The following is an 18,469-nucleotide window of genomic DNA, read 5'->3' as shown; positions in this document are numbered from 1 at the left end:
ATTCTTCCTTTCCTAGAGGAACAGATCGAGATAAAGCTTCACCCAATCGTCCGCGAAATAATATGTCAGTAACGTTCCGACGGCAATCGAGGGAACAAACGGAATCGGCTGTTTTCGTTCAACGCGCTTGAAGCCGAGTAACCCGAGTCCGATGATTGATCCGACGAAAGCGGAAACGAACAAGGCGATGACGACGTGTAACGGTCCTAAAAAAATTCCGAGCACCCCAAACAGTTTGACATCTCCTGCTCCCATCCCTTGTCGTGACGCAAGAAAAATCACGAACAATAGAAAGAATCCGACGATTCCGCCAATAATTGGATTATACCAGTTCTCAAGGGGAGAAAGGTAGCGAACAATCAGACTAATCGGTAAAAAGAATAATAAGATTTTGTTCGGAATCAGCATGTAGGCAAGGTCCGACATGACGAGGATACTGAGCAGGCTCGTCAACAGAATCGACAGGACGAATTGCATCGACCAACCGAACTGATAAAAAGCATACGCATACAACATGCCGCCGAGTAATTCGAGTGCCGGATACTTGATTGAGATTGGCAGCTGACACGTCCGGCATTTCCCGCCTAGCACCAAGTAGCCGATGACCGGTGTCAGTTCGAGTGGACCGAGGACGTGTCCGCAATTCGGGCAATGGGAGCGCGGACGGACGATTGATTCCCCGACTGGAACCCGTAAGCCGACGACATTCGTAAAGGACGTCACGAGCAGCCCGATCAGGAAAAAGTAAATGGTAAAGACGACTGTCATCATACAGTTCCCTCCTTAAAAAAGTTCAGAAAAAAACCCCCGAGATGGGGGTATTAATTACCAACGCTTCAGATCAGCTGGTGCATCACCAGTAAAGTAGTCTTCGTCACCTTGCAAAGTTACAGAGTAAGTATATTTGCCGTCCTCTTCAGTTACAGAAACAAAAGCGTCTTTATATGCAGTTGGAGAGTTAAACGGATCTTCCATACTATCAATATACTTATCTAATACAACACCATCAGTTGTTGTATAATCATTTCCGCCTTTTCTTACTCCCATATTAACTGTCTCACCAGGCTTAATCGGATTCGAAGAAGTGTACAATTTCGCAGCCGAAACCAATTGTTTCGCATCGGATACAACGGCATCCTTACGTGAGTTCTCAATCAATCCGCCGATGGCGACGACAGCGATTGCTGCAATAATTCCTAAGATAACGACAACAACGAGTAACTCGATCAATGTCAAGCCGCGCTCGTCCCGCATTTGTTTTGCATCTAACCAGATCTCTTTCAGACGTTCTAACATGTTTATTATTCCTCCCTAGTACTTTTTTACTGCTTCTAGCGTATAGGTCATACTATCCAGATTGATACTATTATAGTAGCACCATATTTTTTGTAGAAAATGGTTTTTTTCTACATCAGGTAAATGTTTTTACAGTTGTCAACTTGCCTGAATATCGGAATAGATTTTGAACATCGGGACAACGACAGCGATGACAATCACACCGACGATAACCGCGAGTACGACAATCAATAACGGCTCGATGATTGACTTTAAGCGGTCGGTCGTCGTCTCGACTTCCGTTTCGTAAAAGTCGGCGACTTCCGTCAGCATCGAGTCGAGTCGTCCCGACTCTTCTCCAATCGCAATCATCTGTGTGACAAGAGGTGGAAAATATTTGTTTTTCGCCAACGGTTCGTGCATCGGAATTCCCCGGGACATCGCTTCGTTTGCAGCGGCAATTCCTTTGCGGATAACCCGATTTGTGACAATCCGTTCCGTGATGTCAAGCGACGTAAGAATCGGAACGGACGCATTTAACAAAACAGCCAGTCCCCGGGTCATCAACGCAATTTGTGACTTTTGAATCAACGGACCGAACACCGGAATCATCAACAGTAACCGGTCAAAAACAACCCGTTGTCGTTCATTTTTCAAGTTGAAGTACAACAAACCGAGTAATCCAAATACAATCAGCAGTAAGACCCACCAATAGGCGACAAAAAAGTCGGATACGGCGACGACGATTTTCGTAATCAACGGCAGTTCACTGCCGAGCTGATCAAAAATCGAGGCGAATGTCGGAACGACGTTCAGCATCAAGAAGACAACAACACCAATGGCGACAATCGAGACGACCGCCGGATAAATCAAGGCGGAGATGACTTTTCGTTTGATTTCATACTGTTTTTGGAGCTGGGTCACGATATTATCAAGCGCTTCTTCCAAGTTTCCGCTTGCCTCACCCGCCATCGCCATACTGACGAAAAATGTATCAAAGACACGCGGATGTTTTTCAATCGCTTGCGAAAATTGAATCCCGCTTCGCAAGTCATCCTCGACTTCGACCAGCGCCCGTTCCAGCGGCTTTGATTCCGTCTGTTTCCGTAAGATTTCCGTCGCTTTGACAATCGAGACACCGGACCGGACGAGTGTCGCGAACTGCCGGGCATACATGACAAGATGCTCGATTTTCGGTTTGGCAGTCAAAAATGTGATTTCCGTATTTAAGCCTTTTGATTCCTGTTTCTCAAGTAACGTCACGGCAATTTGATCTGTCCGTAAGCGTTCTGCCGCTTCCCGTTTCGTAAGTGCCGTAATTTTTCCTTTTTTACGTTTACCGGTCATCGTACGACCTTCGTATTTGAAGACTGTCATTGGTTCACCCCGATATGTAAGGTGTCGCGGCTGATGCTGGAATCAAACCTCGACTCACTAAGTCTTGTAGTGCCATCTGCATCGTCTGCATGCCGTATTGTTTCCCGGTCTGTAAGACAGATTGAATCTGATATTCTTTCCCGGTCCGGATCAAGTTGGAGACGGCCGGTGTCTCGACCATGATTTCAAGCGCTGCGACACGACCGGACCCGTCCGTTCTCGGCATCAGCCGTTGCGAAACTACTCCAGCCAAAACGTTGGCGAGTTGAGCCCGAATCTGATCTTGTTGTTCGGACGGAAAGACGTCGATGATCCGGCTGACCGTCGATGCCGCCGTCGACGTATGGACCGTCGCAAAGACTAAATGACCGGTCTCCGCTGCTGTCACTGCTGTTGAAATCGTTTCAAGATCCCGCATCTCACCGAGCAGAATGACATCCGGATCCTGGCGAAGGGCGGATCGTAAACCGGTCGCAAAACGCGGGGCATCGATGCCGATTTCCCGCTGGTCAATCAGGCTTTTCTGGTGACTGTGTAAATATTCAATCGGATCTTCCAGCGTGATGATCCGCTTATACATCGTCTGATTGATTTCATTGATCATCGCTGCAAGTGTCGTCGATTTCCCGGACCCGGTCGGACCGGTCACGAGAATCAACCCGTGCGGCTTCGTCAGGAAACGTTTTAAGACCGGCGGCAATGACAATTGATCAAGTGTCGGGACTTCAGTCGGTATCGTCCGAAAGGCCATCGACAATGCGCCGCGTTGATAGAAACAGTTGACGCGGTAGCGTGCCACTCCTGTCACACCAAACGAAAAATCGATATCCCGGTCCTGTTTTAACTGTAAGAACATTTCCTCGGTAATCAGGGACCGGACGAATCCTTCGATGATGACCGGTTTCATCTTTTCTGTCCCGAACGGTGTCAAGGTGCCGTTGATGCGAAAGACCGGCGGTGAGCCGGCCGTCAGATGGACATCGGATGCTTCTTTTTCTTTCGACGATCGTAAGATATCTTCAATTTGGGCGCGCTCCATCGTACTCATTCGGAAATCACCGTCCGTAGAATTTCTTCCGTCGTCGTGATACCTTGCGCGACTTTGGCTAAACCGTCCGCCAACAATAACCGTTGGCCTTGTGATCTGACATACATCGTGATCTCACTCTCCGTTGATTGATTCATGATCATCCGTCGTAAGCTCTCATCCACCATGACGACCTCTTGAATCGCCAGACGTCCGCGATACCCTGTCATATTACATGATGAACAACCGCGTCCACGCATGACGGTCGTCGCTGTGATACCTTCTTGTGCAAACAATTCTTCTTCACGTTTTGATAACGGCTGGACTTCGCCGCAGTCACGGCAAACGCGTCGAACGAGACGCTGCGCAATTAGTCCGGTAACCGAGGCCGCAACTAGGAACGGCTCGACCCCCATGTCAATCAAGCGGGTGATCGAACTGACAGCGGAATTGGTGTGCAGAGTCGACAGGACCAGGTGACCGGTTAATGAAGCCCGGATCGAAATCTCGGCGGTCTCGATGTCACGAATCTCCCCGACCATGACGACGTTTGGATCCTGCCGGAGAATCGAACGGAGACCACTGGCGAATGTCAAACCGATTTTTGAATTCACCTGTACCTGGTTGATACCGTCAACTTGATACTCGACCGGATCTTCGACCGTAATGATGTTCCGTGTTTCATCATTTAATTCATTTAAAGCGGCATATAACGTCGAAGATTTACCGGATCCGGTTGGTCCGGTGATCAAAATGATGCCGTTCGGCCGTTTCAACATGTCGCGGAACTGGGTTTCATTTCGTTCACTGAAACCAATCTTTGCAATCGAGATGTTGGAGTTTGAACTGTCGAGAATCCGAATGACGACTTTTTCGCCGTAAACCGTTGGTAACGTCGAGACCCGGAAATCATACGCAACTCCGTTATGTAGGAATTTGATTCGTCCATCCTGCGGCAAGCGGGTTTCCGTAATATCCAGTTCGCTCATGACTTTGATCCGGGTCGTTAAAATATTTTGAATCTGTTTCGGATAATTGTTTTCTGTCCGCAACTCGCCGTCAATCCGAATTCGGATGGACAGGGATGTTTCTTGTGGATCCATATGGATATCCGATGCCCGCTGGGTGATTCCGTTCTCAAGTATTTGATTGACCAGTCGGATAATCGGGGCATCTTCACGCGTCACTGTATCGCGTGATGTATCCGAAATCGTCATCTCGTCCGACTCGAGTAATTCGCGCAAGGATGAATCGATATCGTAATACTTTAAGATCGTCCGCCGGATTTCGTCGCGCGTTGCGAGACCTACTTCAATCATTAATCCTGTTTGCAGTCGTAAATCATCAATCGCAATCAAATCCATTGGATCCGCCATCGCGATGAACAGCCGATTTCCTTCGCGATAAACCGGCACAAGCGTATGCCGTTGTGCCAGATCTTTTGAAATCAATTTTGTTACCGCGACATCGACCGGATAGTTATACAGTTGAATGACAGGAATTTTTAATTGATGATGTAGTGCTTCAATCAACTGTTGTTCCGTTAAGTGACCAAGTCGTAACAATGTATCCCCGAGCTTTTCCGATGTCCGTTTGACGGATAACGCCTCTTCAATTTGTGCTTCCGTTACGACACTCTCTTCTAACAGCATTTCACCTAGTCGTTTTCGTTTCATTGCCATTTACGTTGTCATCCTTCCGCGTGCCATGTTTCTTCCTCATCCAGTGGTGTCAGTTTCTGCTTTTTTTCATCCACGACACTCGTGATTGCCGTCACAACGAGAATCGATACAATATAACCGGCAATTACGAAAGGATTCGAAATCCAGTCAAACTTAACGATTAAATAGAGGGAAGTGACCAGGACGAGCGCCGTCAAGGACAGAATCACTTTTGCTGCCGTAGTCGTGACAAAAGGAATTTGAATCGCAAACATCAAGCCACAAATGATGGTCGCTAGACCGATGATGATACCAAGTTCAATTGTTAAGTCCGTCCAGTTCATATTCATCCTCTTTTCTTTTTGGCAAAATCAGCCTACAGCGCCTTCCGTCGAATCATCTTCGACCGGAGATGCCGGGTCTCCTGTCGTCGGCGTATCTGGAGTGTCCGGAGTATCCGGTACCGTCGGTTGATCCGGTGTCACCGGTTCTTCCGGCGTTGTTGTTCCATCGGTTGTTCCGTCTGTTGAATTATCGGTTGAATCGTCTGTCGAGTCATCTGTTGTTCCATCATTCGTCGTATCGTCCGTCGAGTCGGTCGTCGGTTCTTCTGCCGGCGGTGTTACGACAGGCGGTAACTCTTCTTGGCTGCTTTTCGTCACAATGGCTGGTGTCGCCGCATAAAAATCGAGGGCAAGCAGTCGTTTGACTTCTCCTTGATTGGATTTCGTGACTCGATACAACTCAATCGACTTTCCTTCAATCCCCGACTGTGTATCACTGCTCGTTCCGGCAGACAACGTCGCAGAATAACGTGTGATGGTCCGGTACGGAATCGTTTTTTCTGCTTCAAGTACAGCCGTGACCGTTTCTTTAAATGGTGTCCCGCGTAATTCAAGCGTGACATCGCTCCCGTTCTTCGTCGCGACGACTTGGTAATTAACCGCTTGTGTGTTGCGAACGGCGAAATCGGTTTTTTCATCAATTTTGACATCATAACCCAGTGTGATATCGTCCGGTAACTCCGCATGCGGCATCCGCTCGACGATTTCAAACGGTGTTTTCGCAAATAATTCGTACAGTTTACTGCCGATGAAGGAAGCAGCTACCGGATCCATTCCGTATGTTTTTACATTCATCAATTGACCGGCCTTGATATCGACCTGAGCCATTGCGTCAATCATCTGTTCTTCTGCTGCCGAACGGGTCGTAAACGTGATACTCGAGACGACTTCTCCCGCCGGATCGATGGCTGCTGCGGTTTCAGACGGGTCAAAGTTTCCTTCTTCCAGCTTTTTACTTGTTTTAATCAACCAGGTATTGAACGTCTTCACCTGTTCTTCTGTATATGTAATCGGTTGTGAGGCAAGATAAGCTTCCATGGCAGTTTGATCAACAGTCACTTGTAAAGATCCGCCTTTTTTCAAAGAAGCTTGTTTGATGGATTCTTCAATCTTAAATGTCACCAGTTCTGTCGGAATCGGTAAGGTCTCTTCTCCTGTCCCGACGGTCAATGGTGTTTTTTTAGACCAGGACGTAACTGCTTCCTGGACTTTCGGTTTGGCTTCCTTTCTTGTCAATCCGCTGACAGGAACAGAACCGATTCGGGCGGTATCGGAGAAATTCTCAGAAACAGTTGCTTTGCCCGTAAAGGAAATCAAGGCAAAGGAAGGAACATAGATCAGAGCAATCAACGCGACTAATAACAGCGTATGTACAGCAAAACGTTTTAAATTTATCATCATCTGTTTCCTTTCCGTATGAAATAACCATATCAGGTGTCTAGTATTTCCATTATAATGAATATTATGATGAAACATAAGTCCTACCTGACAAATACTTTCTCTATATGTGAATACATATCTTTTTTTAATTTTCAGGTCCAAATATCATATTGATTTAACCATGAGGTGAGTCCATGTCAAACAAACAAGATGGTTTTTCATTAATCGAAGTGCTCGTTAGTATTACAATACTATCCATCATATCCGTATCATTGATCAGCATTTTTTCACAGTCTCTTTCCGCTTCAAGAGATAGCACGAAATTGACATTTGCAAATTACCTAGCGAAAAATGCCGCCTCCTATATCGAACGGGAAGCCTTAGAGACTGAAAACGGTCCATTTGTTTTTAGTGATTTGAAAGAAGCAGCCCAACAAACAACTTATCTGAATGGATCCTTTAAAATACCGACGCCGAGCACGCCGTCATGTGGTGTATCGGCTATTTGTGACTCAATCTTCAATGATGCGGAAATAAATAATTTACCGTTTGATGTAAAGTACAGTGTTACCCCCCATAAGATCAATGGGATTAACGATCCGAATTTGCTCGATCTTTATATTTATGTCTATCCGGATGGACAACCGGAGCCGATTACGTCTTTGAAAGGATCGATCACCAATGCGACGCTTAATCAAAGTTTTCCCTCAACGAAATGATGGATTCTCGCTCGTCGAACTTCTTGTGGCCATCGTCATTGCCGCCATTTTTAGTGCTGTCATCTTAACGGTGTTTATTTCGGGAACAAAAAGCTTTCAAGCAACCGGAATCATTAGTGAATTACGAAGCGAAGCAGACAGTTCAGTTGGTTTAATTTTAAATGAAATTACCGGATTTGATGCTATTCGGATTGATCAACCAAATGAATTATCTTTTTATAAAAAAACATTGCCCAGTATCAGTCAAACAACCGGCTTGCTAGAACGGCCGGCCGGCTTTGTCCCCTATAACGCCAACCAAAATGATGTCATTCATCCCGTCACTTATTCTTTTGTCGGAAAACGAATGGAAGAAACGTCAATGATTTATTCAGGAGCATCTGAAACCATTGATGAACAGACTAGTCTCAAAAAAACATTTACCTTGTCGAGTCCAGAAACGGTCACAATTAAGACCGGTGAATTCCCTGGAATCTATGTCATTCACGGCATCTTGACAATTACCTTAACAATTCAGTCCGTCGATCAAGAAGAAACACAAACACTGACCAGTACGATCGGCTTTTAAGACAGAAGGGATGACTCATGCGAAAATCCGAAGAAGGTTATACGTTATTATTTGTATTGGTAACACTGACAGTCCTATCCGTTTTAGCTGTCGCAACGATCGGAATCAGTCTCCAATCTACACGGTTGACAGAAATTCGTGGAACAAACATCGAAGTAGAGTCAGCGACCCAAAATGAATTGAATCAAGCGATTGCTGCTTTACAGCAAATCGTCGCGACGACAGCAGGAACCAGTCCGACCAGTTCTTCGAAGGAGTTATTTAATGATCCGACCAATCAAATCATTTTAAAACTTGCGACTGCAACACCTGGTGTTAAAGTGACGTTAAACGAAGCTGCCTCGAATGTTCGCGTCAAGGCATTCGATTTGACAGCACAAGTTGAAGAAACGAAAGGTGATCAGCCGACCGTCCGAAAAACATACTCTCAACGCGTTTATCTGTCTGCGATTCCAAGCTTTTTATATTACATCCTCGGCTCTGATAATCAGGTTATTTTAAACGGTGCCCCGCGAATCCAGGGAAATATCTTTTCCCGGGAACCGTTAAAAGTGTCTGCTTCACCGAATTTTATCTACAATGGCGCAACCGGTTCTTACACAGATAAAACTGCACGTTCTTATATTGACGGTCAGGTCAAAGTCTTTCAGCCAAAGGATCAACCTTTATTAAGCTGTAGTGACTTCTTATCTTGTGATACGAGTGTATTTGATCCAACCGTCCAGACAAATCTCGTCGCAACGAAGGAAGCTTTGGTGCCGTTCGATTTTGATTTTGCTTTAAATGACTTTTTAAATATCCCGAGTACAACTTCTCTTTCGGCATTGCCGGGCTATTTACGTGCACAACCCATTAAACAAGCTATTTTAACAGGTCCCTTTTTAAACGAACTCAGTACAGATAAACAGTTAATTCGACCGGCACCAATGGAAAACAACACCGTTACAATTACTGATGATATCGTCAAGGAATCAAAAGAACCGCTCATTATTGACGGGAATTTAACTATCTCCTCTCTAAATCCGGTGAATCAACCACTTGAAATCAAACGTCCGATAATCGTATTAGGTAACCTGTTGATTCGAGGGAATGTCAGTTTTGCGACGACGATGTTTTCTACGGGTTCGAGTCGATTGGATGACGCAAATATCCAAGGAATCGCCAGTTCATCAAGTCAAAATACGTTGATTCTTCTCAGCAAAGGAAGTTTGACGATTAACCGTGTCAACAAGTTTTCAACACCACAGACAACACAGCCTGATATGAATGCTTTTTTATACAGTGACGACCCTGCTTCGAATCGAATTTATTCCGTTGGTTCTACGATGAATCTCCATGGAGGGATTTTTACGAAAGGCCGTCTTGAAATCAATGCATATCGTGGAACGCTGGATTTACCAGAAAACAGTTTCCCGCAAGATGTGCTTGCTCTTCAGACGTTGATGACGGCAAAACAATCGGCAGATGCTGAAAAATCGCGGCTCCGTCTGACTTACGATGCCAGCGTTCTCCAAAATCCAACTGCCATGTTACCGCTTAGTCGAGCTGTTCAATTATACGTCGAAACACCTAAGCGCCTTCCATGATACATAAAAACACGACATCCTTTCTCATGAGGATGTCGTGTTTTTCGTTACTTAAATGATTCCGCTCCATAGCTGTCCGCTATTTTTTTTACTTGTTTTTCCGTTGCTGACGCCCCATTCGCTTCTAACAATTCGTATAAGTCAATCCGATTTTGTTTCACGGTCTCATAGATTGGTGAATCTTTCCCTTTATCCGGTTCAGCGTCTGCTTCAAGAAGCAACTCCATTGCTTCTTGATTTTGATCCACTGTCGCGTAATAAAGCGGTGTATGACCAAATCGATCAAGTTGATTCAGCTGACTTTTAGATACTTGTTTGACGAGTAACGCATAGGCATCTGCAGAACGATTGAGACTGGTTGCGACATGTAATACATTCTGTTTATTTTTATTCATTTGTTGCGTTGAAGCTCCAGCCGCTAACCATTTTTTGACAACATCGGTCGGTGCGAACTGTGCGACATAAAACCAATTTCCCTGATTTTCAGCACTTGTTCGATCAAGTAAAACAAGTGCTTTATCATATTCCAATGACTCTTGAAACTTCCGAATATACCGGTTTCGTTCTTTTGTAGATAAATCAACAGTTTCAGCTGCTTGTTTCAGCTTAGTTGGATCTTTTGCTTTGAGGCTCTCTTCAAAGGTTTGTTGATCCCGGTATTCGATTAGAAAATACGTTATTCCTCCGATTCCAATCAGAAACAGAAAGACAATGCTGATGATTTTTTGGCGAGTCACGTCGTTGGCTCCTTTTTAATATACATCGGTATCACTTTCCCCTGATGATCCGTCGGACGAAATCGTAACTTTAAACGTTGTCGTTAATGGTTTCTTTTCGTTTGTTCCTTCGTTCATCACTTCAAAAATTTCTTTATTTTCTTTCAAGGCCGTCACTTTAATCCTGGCGACACCTGGTCGAAGTGCCTTCAGTGTCTGACCAGTCGTATCTGTCTTGACATATTCTTTTCCTTGTAAAACTTCTAAACGGTAAAAACGTTCAGTTGCTGTGACAGGTAACCAGTTCAGCATCGGTCGTTTTTGATCGTCTTGTAGGGTCATCATCAAATCGTTTGCTGTCAACGAGATGGGATTTTCACGGACCTTAATTTTTGTGATGGCACGGGAATCCGGAAAATCTTGTAATTGTAAGACAGCATCGACCGGACCGTTCGGCGTACCGGTTAACCCTTTGACGACATAACCGGTATTAGTCGCAGTCAGCTCAATTGCGTCACTAATTTTTGAAAGAATAAACGGTAAACGAATATCCGGTGAGAATGTAGCAGTCACGTTTTGAGTCGTTCCTGCCCAAAGTTCCAAATTACTTGGACTGACGACGAGCTCCGGTAATTTGACTTCTATCGGGTAAACTTGTGATTGCGCCAGATAAGTCGTCGCTCCTGCTGTCGCGGGTACGACTGCTTGTACGGTTATCGTGCCAGGTTTTACCCCTGTCAATTTCAGCATATCCGTTTCCTTACCTGTTGCTTCTACAAATGAAGTGTTCGTTATGATCCATTTAATCGGAGCATCTGTTCCGGATAACATAATAGCATCTCCGGTCATCGACTTCGTTTGGCCGACATACAAGACACTCGGAACATCACGGACAACTAATCCTCCAAATACATCGTTGATAGTTAGTTTGGATGTCGCAACAAGTTCACGGCCATTCGCAACAGGGACAATCAATTTAATATCTGTTGTTCCGATTTTTTTCGGAACAATGATTCCCTCTTGATTGATAGCCGCAATGTCTGTGTCTGCGATTGACCATTTCAACGTCCCATACTGACTGCCGGTCGGATTGATTTCTGGCAAGACTTTATAGGAAGGTGTATTGAGATCAATTCGGACTGACGGAATTTTCACTTCTGTTGCATAAGGTTTTGATAAGGAATATCCTAGTGTCGGAAAAGCTTGCGTGTCATTAGCAACAGACGTAGATTTATCTTTTCCATTTTTCTTATCTCGGTAAATGGTTTTGGTTGAACTAACTGTATTATCTTTTTTGTCGAATAAATGAGTTCCTGCACTATCTTTTGCTCGCACTTTTACTGTAAATGTAAGTTCAGACGGTTGCGCAATCCATAGTCCTTTATGGACCCCTTCAATTGCTTCATCGTATTCAATATCCGGCATATCTCCAGTCAATGTTTTCCCTACAATTTTAGTGTTACCAAGTCCCGTCGCTGAAATGACATCAACATTTTCCGGGAAATTTTCAGTAAACAAAATATTTTGCATTGTAACTGAGAATTGACTCATAATGTATCCGTTATTTCCAATTGCATCTTTTTGAAGCATCGGACTTGTTTTGACAGTGTAGGTGATATCAGCTGTTTCACCTTGCGGGATCGTAGCCGGATCGATAGACCGTGATAAGATGAACGGCGATGAAGCAGACGGCTGAACGATTTGAATCGTCCGTGTCTCAATCGTCTTCGCTCCACGTTGATCTTCCGCTTCAATCCGAATGACGGCTGACGTTTTACCCGACAGCTTACCATTGAACGTCTGACTGACAAAAGAATTATTCTTTAATTTATCGTTTTCAAATACTTTTTCATTATCGATGTAAATCCGTGTTTTTAATTGGCGGTCCCGTAAATCATAGTCATTTACTTTATACGAAATTGTTAAAGGCTCATTACTTAAATAACTGGCTTGAGAATCAGGCAGGATATTTTTAATCAACGGCTTATGATTAGCACCGATAAATGCCCGGTACATCGTATTTGAAAAAAGTTGCATTTCTCCAACTTTATCAAATTTAGAGGTATGTCCCGCACCAGAATAGGTCACATTTCCTTTAGTGTACATATAGTAATGATTTCGCGCGTCACCAACCGTCCGTCCAGAATCCTGACTTGCTGCATCAATGCTATTTTCCCGAATGTTATACCACGGAATCAGGTCCGGTTGTTCAAGATCCAGTCCAAAGTATTGATTGTGTGTCTCAGCAATGTCAATTTCATCTGTAAGATTAAAGGGATACGATGTCATAACCCCTAAATTTTGCTTGATTGCTTTAGTTGATTTACGAGGAGCCGCATATCCCATATTCGTAAAATTTTGTTGTCCTGCGAGTCCGGCGAACTTCGATTCCCAAAATAATTCTGAATTCCCCGATTGACTTGGTCTAAAAATCGTATCATGGGACAACATGAGCCCTTGTCCGGTATTTGTAAATCCTAGAATTTTATTCGAAGCCGCCTCACTTAAAGCCGCTGCCCCGTAAGAATCCTGGAATCCAAATATCAACAAATCGTACTTGGAATTCAAATCAACGTTTGCGTAATCCGAAGAAAATTTCGCAGAATCCGTTACTTCAATATTAAATTTATAAAAGTCCGGTTTCTCCAAATAAGTACCGTTTAAATAGGTATTTAACGATCCTTTACCTACATCTCTTGTGACCTGAAGAATTTTTGCTTCTGCAACTTGGTCCTTCATCAAAAAGCTGCCGGTCTTATAGTCGGTTAAGCCGTCGCTGCTCAAAACACGAATCATCCAGTTTCGCGGCCCAGTATAACTCGGGGCATCAAAGTTATAGCTTAACGTGCCGGTCTTTCCGGCCGGTTTCTCATCTATTTTTTCAGATTCGTCAAATTGATCGTTACTGTCAAAGTCAATGAAGAGTTGCACCAGTTGATTCGTATTTTCGACACTGGTAGTATATGAAAAATCAATGGGTGCATTTGGAACAGCAATCGGTCCTTTATCGACTCCAGTCAGCGCCGCTCCATTTTGTTGAACAGATACACTTTCGAGGCGTGGTCGGACAATTTTCTGTGCTTTTAATTTTGTAATTACCGCCGCCATGTCGGTATAGGCAGGAACATCCTTAAAAATTAAATTAAAATTACTTGAGGTTTGCGCGAAAACATCCTGATGCAAAAAGACCGGTAATCCTTTTTTAATATAGGCATTGTTAATTTCATTTGCTTTTAACTTCGTAATATCATTTTCAATCTTATTGGTATTATGATTTTTTTTCGTATCCGAAATGGTCATCGAATAACGATCTGTACCCGAAAATGCAGACGAATCAAAGACAATCGCGTCAAAGGCTCCGTTCAATTGAAAACGCGAGGCGTTGAGTTCCTTGACCGTCATCATCTTAATCTCGTATTTAGTCGCATCCAAACCCGTCAACATCGATGTGATGCCGGTATTCGGATTGATCCGGTTTGTTGCTGACCAGGCATCCCGGATTTCTAAAATCTTGAACTTTTCTCCGGTTGCTGCCTTTGTATATGGTGGTTGTATATACGTAATACTAGTAAATATCAATAAGCTGACTAAAAACAGACGTACCCAACGTTTCATCTCCATCGTCTCCTCGTCTTAAGATCATGCAATCTAGGACTATATTACCCCACCATTAGTATACAAGGACTTTCAGCGTTTCCCCTTTTTTGTAAAAGACTGCGCCTTTAGTAATGTGCGAACCGTGCTGATGAAATAGAGCGATCCCGTGACGATGAGCGTCTTTTCCGTCGTATCCACTTCCTTGAAAAAACGGTTGAGTTCCATCGCATTCGCTCCGTCCATCTTCAATTCTTCAAGCGACCGCGCCCGTGGAAAATCAAACGTCGTCTCATAAATCTCTGATGTTACTTCCTCTAACTGCGCAAGCATCGCTTCGCGGTCCTTGTCCCGTAAAATCGAACACAGGACGACGACCTGTTTTGTCTCTTCCTTCAGACGTTCGACAAGTGCCGTCACGCCCTCCGGATTATGAGCACCGTCCAAAATAATCCGCGGCTTGCGGGAGATGATCTCAAACCGTCCCGGATGAGTGGCATTCCGCAGTCCGCGTCGGATTGCCGGTTTTGACCAGCCGAGTTGTTTTGCGCAGACGACAGCGTTCGCCGCATTGTGGATTTGATGAATCCCTTCCAGCCCGAGACGTGTCTCGGGAATCCCTTCATAGGTCGCCCATGTGCCGGTCTCACTCAGCCGGTAATGCCGGATGACTTCCTGACTCCAGGACAGGCTCGCCTGCCGATCGCCACAATAGGCCATCAACGGAACCGTTAATTCTTCCTGCAGTTTTCCGGCAATGACCCTCGTGCCCTGCTTGATGATCCCGAATTTCTGCAAAGCGATTTCTTGGAGCGTATCTCCGAGAATCGCCTGATGATCGTGACCGATCGAAGTAATAATGGCGGCTTTCGGTTGTTTCAGGACATTCGTCGAATCATACAGACCGCCCAGTCCGACTTCATAAATGACGAAATCAGGACGAATCTGATGAAAATGATAAAAGGCGAGTACTGTCAGGGCTTCAAATTCCGTCACTGTCCCGATTACCGGTTCTAATTTCAGGATTGCAGCTTGAACCACATTAGCCGCTTCTACCAGATCCGCTTCACTGATTGGGACACCGTTCAACATGATTCGTTCCTCGAACTGAATGATATACGGTGATGTAAAGGTTCCGATTTGCAATCCTTCCGCTACACCCATCTCCCGCAAAAAAGCGACCGTTGATCCTTTGCCGTTTGTTCCCGCAACATGAATCGTCGGAATCGCATCCGGATCAATTGCAAGTTCCGCCAGTACCGCCTCCATCCGGCTCAGCCCCGGTTTGATGCCAAATGCCAGTAACGCCGATAACCATTCGAGTACATCTTCTCGTGTTCTCACGCTTAGTTCACTCCTTTAAAAAAAGTGACTCAAGAAAACTTGAGCCACTGTTAAGATTATTTTGCGAGTTCGCTGATCCGGACTTCGACTGCCGCCCGTTTCTCTTTATAGTCTTGTGCTTTTGCTTGTTCTTCTTCAATGACGTGTGCCGGAGCTTTTCCGACGAAGCCCGGGTTGTTGAGTTTCTTCTCGACCCGTTCGACTTCTTTTGTATATTTCACCAGTTCTTTGTTCAGACGGGCAATTTCTTCTTCGATGTTGATCAAATCAGCCAGTGGAATGAACAATTCGGCTCCCGTCACGATGGCACTCATCGCTTTTTCCGGTGCTGGCATATTCCGTTCGACGAGCAATTCCGAGGCATTCGTGAACTTTTTCAAGTACGAGACGTTTGTCTCTAAATCGTGTTGGACTTGATCGTCACTCGTTGAAATCATCAACTGGATTTGTTTCGACATCGGTGCGTTCACTTCAGCACGGATGTTTCGGACTGAACGGATGACGTTCTGAACCGCTTCGAACGCTGGAACGGACGCTTTGAAATCAAGCGCATCGTTGCGAGTCGGCCAGGCAGCGCGTGTGACCGTTTCGCCTTCGTGCGGCAAGTGTTGCCAAATCTCTTCCGTGATGAACGGCATGAACGGATGCATCAGACGCATGATTTGATCCAGCGTATACGCAAGAATCGAACGTGTCGTCAATTTCGCTGCTTCGTCCTCACCGTTTAGCGGCAATTTCGCCATCTCGATGTACCAGTTACAGAAGTCTTCCCAGATGAAGTGATAGAGGACACGACCGGCTTCACCGAACTCGTATTTGTCCGACAGGCGTGTTACATCGTCAATCGTCGTGTTCAGACGCGTCAGAATCCATTGGTCGGCCAGTGATTTCTCACCTGACAAGTCAATCTGTTCATGTGTCAGTCCGTCCATGTTCATCAAGGCAAACCGGCTTGCGTTCCATAATTTATTCGAGAAGTTCCATGTCGCTTCGATTTTCTCCCAGTAGAAACGTAAATCGTTTCCTGGTGTTGAACCGGTTGTGAGGAACCAGCGCAGTGAATCGGCACCGTACTTCTCGATGACATCCATCGGATCGATTCCGTTACCGAGTGACTTCGACATTTTCCGTCCTTCGGAGTCGCGGATCAAACCGTGAATCAGTACATCGTTGAACGGACGTTCGCCTGTGAATTCATACGATTGGAAGATCATCCGTGAGACCCAGAAGGCGATGATATCGTAACCCGTAACGAGTGTTGACGTCGGGAAGTACTTCTGATAATCAGCTGCCCCTTCATTCGGCCAACCCATCGTCGAGAACGGCCAGAGCGCTGAAGAGAACCAGGTATCAAGCACATCATTGTCCTGTTCCCAGTTCTCGAGATCAGCCGGTGCTTCTTTACCGACGTAGACCTCACCCGTTTCTTTATGGTACCAGGCCGGAATCCGGTGACCCCACCAAAGCTGACGGCTGACACACCAGTCGCGGATGTTTTCCATCCAGCGGACGTATGTGTTTTCGAAACGTTGCGGAATGAAGTTGATTTTGTCTTCCCCTTGCTGCTCTTGTAAGGCTTTTTCAGCGAGCGGTTCCATTTTGACGAACCATTGAAGTGACAAGTATGGCTCGACAATCGCGTCCGACCGTTCCGAGTGACCGACGGAATGCAGATGCGGTTCGACCTTGATCAGGACACCTGATTCTTTTAAATCTTCAACGATTTGCTTGCGGCATTCGAAACGATCCATGCCTTCATATTTCCCTGCATTTTCATTCATCGTGCCGTCTTCGTTCATGACAAGGACACGTGGTAAGTCATGACGGTTTCCGACTTCAAAGTCATTCGGATCGTGGGCCGGCGTGATTTTAACGACACCTGTTCCGAACTCCATATCGACGTACTCATCGGCAACAATCGGGATCTCCCGGCCGACGATCGGCAGCGTGATCGTTTTTCCGACGAGGTGTGCATAGCGCTCATCTTTCGGATTGACGGCAATCGCCGTATCGCCGAGCATCGTTTCCGGACGTGTCGTCGCGAGTTCGACGTGACCGCTTCCGTCCGTCAACGGATAACTGAAGTGATAGAAAGCTCCTTCGATGTCTTTATAGATGACTTCGATATCCGAAATAGCTGTTTTCGTCGCCGGATCCCAGTTAACGATGTATTCACCACGGTAGATCAAGCCTTTTTCATACAATTTAACGAACACTTCCTGAACCGCTTCCGACAAGCCTTCATCGAGTGTAAACCGTTCCCGTGAATAATCGAGTCCGAGTCCGAGTTTCGACCATTGTTCGCGGATCGTTGAAGCATACTCTTCTTTCCATGCCCATGATTGTTCGAGGAACTTCTCACGTCCCATTTCAAGACGTGACTTGCCTTCCGCCCGGAGTTTCTGTTCGACTTTGGCTTGCGTCGCGATTCCGGCGTGGTCCATTCCCGGCAGGTACAAGACGTCAAAACCTTGCATCCGTTTCATCCGTGTCAGCATATCCTGAAGTGTTGTATCCCAGGCATGACCGAGGTGTAATTTCCCGGTGACGTTCGGGGGCGGGATGACGATTGTATACGGCGCTTTTTCCGGATCCTGATCGGCTTTGAAGTATTCCCCTTTTATCCAAAAGTCGTACCATTTTTCCTCTGTTGCCTGCGGATCATATTTGGTTGGCATTGATAATTCCTGCATCTGAATCGCTCCTTTAATCCATAATAAAAACGGCTTCTCTCGTCCTCATCTAAGGACGAAAGAAGCCGTTGCTCTTCCGCGGTACCACCTTAGTTCACTCTTTACAGAGTGCCCTCTAGCCCGCGTAACGTGCGGCAATCCGGATCTCGCTTGCTTATCGCTTACGAGACCAGCTCGTGGGGTGA

The 18,469-nt window shown here is 45.5% G+C and carries 14 protein-coding genes; 3 read left to right on the top strand and 11 right to left on the bottom strand.

The window, feature by feature from the left end:
- Positions 1–12: 12 nt before the first annotated feature.
- From DVG79_RS02455 to DVG79_RS02425, 7 genes are all read right to left on the bottom strand, one after another.
- Positions 13–771 carry a prepilin peptidase gene (locus DVG79_RS02455; RefSeq protein ID WP_114595322.1) on the bottom strand — a complete coding sequence of 253 codons (759 nt, stop codon included), beginning with the start codon at positions 769–771 and terminating at the stop codon, positions 13–15.
- Positions 772–825: 54 nt separating this feature from the next.
- Positions 826–1,296: a type II secretion system protein gene (locus DVG79_RS02450; protein WP_114595321.1), complete on the bottom strand. Its 471-nt coding sequence runs from the start codon at positions 1,294–1,296 to the stop codon at positions 826–828.
- Positions 1,297–1,434: 138 nt separating this feature from the next.
- A complete protein-coding gene (locus DVG79_RS02445) occupies positions 1,435–2,652 on the bottom strand; it encodes a type II secretion system F family protein (protein ID WP_114595320.1) in 1,218 nt (405 codons plus the stop codon).
- A 4-nt stretch (positions 2,653–2,656) separates the two neighbouring features.
- The gene (locus tag DVG79_RS02440) at positions 2,657–3,700 is read right to left on the bottom strand and encodes a type IV pilus twitching motility protein PilT (protein ID WP_114595319.1); all 1,044 of its coding nucleotides are present in this window, start codon (positions 3,698–3,700) and stop codon (positions 2,657–2,659) included.
- Complete coding sequence (locus DVG79_RS02435) at positions 3,697–5,361, bottom strand: GspE/PulE family protein (RefSeq protein ID WP_114595318.1); 1,665 nt, start codon at positions 5,359–5,361, stop codon at positions 3,697–3,699. The genes DVG79_RS02440 and DVG79_RS02435 overlap by 4 nt, the downstream gene beginning before the upstream one ends.
- A gap of 8 nt (positions 5,362–5,369) precedes the next feature.
- Positions 5,370–5,684 (bottom strand): hypothetical protein, encoded by a 315-nt coding sequence (locus tag DVG79_RS02430; protein WP_114595317.1) that lies wholly within the window; start codon positions 5,682–5,684, stop codon positions 5,370–5,372.
- 27 nt (positions 5,685–5,711) lie between these two features.
- Entirely contained in the window at positions 5,712–7,082 is a 1,371-nt protein-coding gene (locus tag DVG79_RS02425; protein ID WP_233494509.1) for a G5 domain-containing protein, read from the bottom strand.
- Positions 7,083–7,258: 176 nt separating this feature from the next.
- Between DVG79_RS02425 and DVG79_RS02420 the strand changes: the two genes are divergently transcribed.
- Genes DVG79_RS02420 through DVG79_RS02410 form a run of 3 tightly spaced genes read left to right on the top strand, consistent with a single transcriptional unit; the run spans position 7,259 to position 9,937 of the window.
- A complete protein-coding gene (locus tag DVG79_RS02420) occupies positions 7,259–7,783 on the top strand; it encodes a type IV pilus modification PilV family protein (RefSeq protein WP_114595315.1) in 525 nt (174 codons plus the stop codon).
- The gene (locus DVG79_RS02415) at positions 7,746–8,351 is read left to right on the top strand and encodes a PilW family protein (RefSeq protein ID WP_114595314.1); all 606 of its coding nucleotides are present in this window, start codon (positions 7,746–7,748) and stop codon (positions 8,349–8,351) included. The genes DVG79_RS02420 and DVG79_RS02415 overlap by 38 nt, the downstream gene beginning before the upstream one ends.
- Positions 8,352–8,368: 17 nt before the next feature.
- Positions 8,369–9,937 (top strand): type II secretion system protein, encoded by a 1,569-nt coding sequence (locus DVG79_RS02410; protein WP_114595313.1) that lies wholly within the window; start codon positions 8,369–8,371, stop codon positions 9,935–9,937.
- 47 nt (positions 9,938–9,984) lie between these two features.
- Here the strand turns inward: DVG79_RS02410 and DVG79_RS02405 are convergent, their stop codons facing one another.
- The 4 genes from DVG79_RS02405 to DVG79_RS02390 all read right to left on the bottom strand — a co-directional run bounded on the left by DVG79_RS02405 (position 9,985) and on the right by DVG79_RS02390 (position 18,290).
- Complete coding sequence (locus tag DVG79_RS02405) at positions 9,985–10,674, bottom strand: ankyrin repeat domain-containing protein (protein WP_114595312.1); 690 nt, start codon at positions 10,672–10,674, stop codon at positions 9,985–9,987.
- 15 nt (positions 10,675–10,689) lie between these two features.
- Positions 10,690–14,268, bottom strand: coding sequence for a DUF5057 domain-containing protein (locus DVG79_RS02400; protein WP_114595311.1), 3,579 nt, complete (start codon positions 14,266–14,268; stop codon positions 10,690–10,692).
- Positions 14,269–14,340: 72 nt separating this feature from the next.
- A complete protein-coding gene (locus DVG79_RS02395; protein WP_114595310.1) occupies positions 14,341–15,591 on the bottom strand; it encodes a bifunctional folylpolyglutamate synthase/dihydrofolate synthase in 1,251 nt (416 codons plus the stop codon).
- Positions 15,592–15,647: 56 nt separating this feature from the next.
- Positions 15,648–18,290: a valine--tRNA ligase gene (locus DVG79_RS02390; RefSeq protein WP_199505852.1), complete on the bottom strand. Its 2,643-nt coding sequence runs from the start codon at positions 18,288–18,290 to the stop codon at positions 15,648–15,650.
- Positions 18,291–18,469 lie beyond the last annotated feature (179 nt).

Source organism: Exiguobacterium sp. RIT594 (assembly GCF_003339585.1).
Taxonomy (GTDB): Bacteria; Bacillota; Bacilli; order Exiguobacteriales; family Exiguobacteriaceae; genus Exiguobacterium_A.
The sequence above is the reverse complement of the archived record's forward strand: the minus strand, read 5'-3'. Positions and strand labels throughout refer to the sequence as shown.